Genomic DNA, 4,046 nt, shown 5'->3' with positions numbered 1-4,046 from the left:
GGACTTGCAGCAAACGAAAACGGCTGGTTCAAGGTGACGAACGGAAAAGTAGACTTTGACTATATAGGACTTGCAGCAAACGAAAACGGCTGGTTCAAAGTGACGAATGGAAAAGTAGATTTTGACTATATGGGACTTGCAGCAAACGAGAATGGCTGGTTCAAAGTGACGAATGGAAAAGTGGACTTTGATTATACGGGACTTGCAGCAAACGAGAATGGCTGGTTCAAAGTGACCAACGGAAAAGTAGACTTTGACTATACAGGACTTGCAGCAAACGAAAATGGCTGGTTCAAAGTAGCGAACGGAAAAGTAGATTTTGACTATACCGGCACAGCGGCAAATGAATACGGTGTATGGAATGTCGTAAACGGAAAAGTTGTGTTCTAGTCTGAGAAAGAGAATCATTGTGTAATTATATGGAGCATTATATCTCAGTCGGAGGTTATAGTTCGGCTGAGATATAAATATGTGTTTATTGAGATGGATTCTCAATATTATTGATGAAAAAAGTCAATAAGTATAAAATTTCAACATCTTTGTTGACGATAAAAAAAGGTGATGCTAAAATAACCGGCGTTAGATAGCACTAATAATGTTTGCATATTATTATAAAAAGTTGCCGACATGTAAAAAAGATTAGTGGAACTAACCCGGTTTTTTCGCCTTTTTTGAATAAAAACAGCAAGGAGGATTTTATATTTTATGAAAAGAAAAAAGATTTCAGCAAAAGTATGGGCTTCTATCATGGCAGCAGCTATGGTGATGAGTACCTGCCCGACAGCAGCATTTGCAGTAACTGCTGATAAAGTGGCAGCAGATGGAACCTATACAGCTACCAGGCATGTTTACAGAACCATCGAGGATACAGACGATGAGTGGAATGAGTATGATGTGGATGTCACGGTATCTGTAAAGGATGGAAAAATCTCTGATATTACAGCCACACCGAAAAATGGCTACGTGGAAGCTGACAACAGCAGTTATTTCAGCAAAGCTTACAGTAAGAAAAACGGAATCAAGACATTACTGACAGGAAAGGATGCTACGGAAGATACCATTAACGGATGGTCTACGGTATCCGGAGCTACCCGTACTTCCAAAGCCATCAAAGAGGCAGCACTGGAAGCAATCCAGGGTGCCCCGGAAGCATCAACCGCGCAGGAAGCGTATGTGCTGATGAACATTCCATATGCTGATTTTTATGCAGCAGAAGGAGATGCAGATGTAGATGCTGTTTCTTCTGCAACAAAAATGAAGACAAGAGCATCGCTTGCAGCAGGTTCTTATCATGTAAACAGTGATGGAACGGATATCAGTGGAATTACTTTTCCGGTAAAAGTCAGTGATCTGGCTGCTTTGACCGGGAAATATACACAGATTACAGATGAGAGTAAAGTAGATATTACAACCAGCATCAAAGGAAAAGAATCTACGACTACTTACAGTGGAAAAGATGCTTTGTTTGAAAGTGGAAATTATTCCTACTATGTATTATCTGAGGCACCATCCTACTATAAAGAGCTGACGGTGAATGAAGACGGTTCTTTCAGTTTTGGAACGGTAAAAGGAACAGAAGCAACAACACTGACAGATGTGACAGGCAGTTTTTCTACTTCTTCCAAATATGGTGATTATCAGTTGAATCTGGATGGACTTCCGGATGCGATCAACACTGTCTATGGGGTCACAATCAGTACAAAAGAAGGTGACAGTTACGGATTACGTCATGTGGAAAATATCTGGAAAAAAACAAAACTTGCATGGAGTACTGGATTTGTGACGGAGGCTCACGGAAGTAAGCTTTCTTATGCAGATTATGTATCTATGATGGGACAGACGATCAACAAAGTGACTTATTATACCGATGCGGGTGTTTATGAAATTCCGATGAACCAGTATGTTCCGGTGAAATTTACAAATACGATAGCTGTTGAAAATGCATCTGCAGATGCAGGAAAGACAACAGTTACTATTACCGGTCTTCCAAAAGATTATGATGCTCAGTATACCGTAGAAGGTTTAAAAAATGTAGAGGTTAAAAATGGAATCCTGACATTTGATAAGGATTCAGCTGCACCGGGACAGTATACGTTGCGTGTTGCAGATAAAAATGCTAAATATGTGGAATTATCTGCAAGCTTTGAACTGACAACAGATAAAACAGTGGTCTCATATGATAATGCAAGTGACAGTCTGGTGGCAGCAGAGGGAGCTTCCGCAGATGAAGTAACGTCTTACATTAAAAATATAAAAACAGTAACTGTTAACGGAAAAGCATACAATGCCTCCGGAAAAGGTTCTGTAAAAATTGTGAATGAAGACGGAACGTTGAATGAGGAGGCAGCTCCATTTAAAGACGCAAAAGCAGGAGACGAATTTGAAATTTCTGTAAAGGCAACCGGATATGCAAATGATTTCTCATTTACCTATGTAGCACCTGAATATACTTATGTCTACGCATCTGTTCCTTACGCTGAGTATTATGCGAATGAAGATGTACAGAATGCGGGATCTGCAGCATCTTCCGATGTGATGGATACAAACGGAGAGTATGACAAGGGTGCATTTGATACCGTAACCCGTGCAACAGCAAACCATGGTCTGCACAGAGGAAGTTTCCAGCAGGATGTTGTAATCTATGATACGGATGGAAATACTTATGAGCCGATTTCCTGGACGGATGGAAATACTGCCATTTTATCAAATGGAAAAACACTGGTAAAAGCATCTGACAGAGCAACAGGAATCACGACTTTAACAGTCGATGGAAAAACAAGTACATATGACCATTATGTGATCAAAGGAATCAAATATGTTCCGGTAAAAGTGAAATCAAAAAATCTGGAAGCATTTAAGGCAGCATATAGTGTAACAGAAAACGGAGAGACACTGTCCGGTGGTTATTCTGAGAATAATCTGAAGAGTTATACAGCGGTTGCAGATGTAAACAAAAATACAAATGGTCTGAAGAAGGTTTCTCTGAATGCTGATGGTACATTCAGTTTCAGTGCGGCACAGACAGGTACGGCATCCGGATTAAAAGATACCGAACTGAAAACAGCAGATGTTGCAAATATGGGTGTTGAAGTAGTGGACAGCAGTAAGTTTGGCGATTTCCTGCGTGTGGATCTGAAAAAGAACTATGGCGATCTTGGTTCCGCAATGCAATCCGTAGAGTGGACTTATTATGGAAGCGGTGATACAGCACTTGCAACTTACGGAACAAAATTTGCAGCAGATAACTGGATGCACAAATCTATGGGAATCCAGCTGGGACTGACAGATTCCCTGAGATGCCAGCTTCCGCAGGGAACGGATGGAACCGGAAAATGGGTACTTACGATCCATGCACTTGGTTATACAGATACAAAAGTAGAAGTCAATGTGACAGCAGATGATATCCATATTGCAACACCGGTCAGCGATACAAGCAAACTGGAGGCAGCGATCAAAGCAGCGGAAGCACTGAATAAAGAGGATTATACAGAAGCGTCCTGGAGCAATCTGGAAGCTGAATTAGCAGAGGCAAAAAAAGATCTGGCAACCGTTCCGACAGGAAAAACCAGTCAGGAGAGTATTGATGAGTCAACGGCACATCTGAACGCTGCCATTGCAGAACTGGAGAAGGTAAATAAATTCACGGGTCTTGCAAATGAGGCAGCAGCTGACGGTAACTGGTATTATTACACAGACGGTGATGTAGACGAAGAGATGACAGGGCTTGCAGCAAACGCAAACGGCTGGTTCTATGTAAAAGACGGTAAAGTAGATTTCTCTTACACAGGTCTTGTACAGAACGAATCCGGCTGGTGGTATGTACAGAACGGTGCGATCAGTTTTGCAGCAACAGGCCTTGTATATGACAGTAACTATGGCTGGTGGTATGTGAACGGAAGTGCCATCGACTTTGGTTACACAGGACTTGTATACGATAGCAACTACGGCTGGTGGTATGTAACAGGCGGAGCCGTAAACTTTGGTTACACAGGACTTGTATACGACAGCACTTATGGCTGGTGGTATGTAACAGGCGGAGCCGTAAA

Annotated in this window: 1 protein-coding gene and 1 pseudogene; both read left to right on the top strand. The window is 41.7% G+C overall.

From position 1 onward, the window contains the following. Positions 1–390: pseudogene (locus HMPREF0373_RS17115) on the top strand (hypothetical protein); the annotation flags it as partial. Positions 391–705: 315 nt separating this feature from the next. After that, positions 706–4,046: penicillin-binding Tp47 domain C-containing protein (locus HMPREF0373_RS16210; protein WP_021740791.1), on the top strand; the 3,341-nt coding region annotated here is incomplete at its 3' end.

Origin of the sequence: Eubacterium ramulus ATCC 29099, assembly GCF_000469345.1 — a bacterium.
Lineage (GTDB): Bacteria > Bacillota > Clostridia > Lachnospirales > Lachnospiraceae > Eubacterium_I > Eubacterium_I ramulus.
The sequence above is the reverse complement of the archived record's forward strand: the minus strand, read 5'-3'. Positions and strand labels throughout refer to the sequence as shown.